Genomic DNA, 242 nt, shown 5'->3' with positions numbered 1-242 from the left:
CATTCTGGCGCGTTTTATGGCGGCGGATTCTCACCACAGCATTGTCCATGCGCGTCGTATTAGTATGACCTGGATGATCCTCTGCCTGGCAGGGGCGGTGGCTGTCGGCTTCTTTGGGATTGCTTACTTTAACGATCATCCGGCGTTGGCTGGTGCGGTAAATCAGAACGCCGAGCGTGTGTTTATCGAACTGGCGCAAATTCTGTTTAACCCGTGGATTGCCGGGATTCTGCTGTCGGCAA

1 protein-coding gene is annotated in these 242 nt (G+C 54.1%); it reads left to right on the top strand.

The window, feature by feature from the left end; all coding sequences use genetic code 11:
• On the top strand, positions 1-242 hold a 242-nt coding region (locus tag RTW80_RS30520; RefSeq protein ID WP_409415349.1), incomplete at both ends, for a sodium:solute symporter family transporter.

The organism is Escherichia sp. AM3 (genome assembly GCF_032029835.1).
GTDB lineage: Bacteria > Pseudomonadota > Gammaproteobacteria > Enterobacterales > Enterobacteriaceae > Escherichia > Escherichia coli.
Note: the sequence above shows the minus strand (reverse complement) of the source record. Positions and strands in the feature narration are given on the sequence as shown.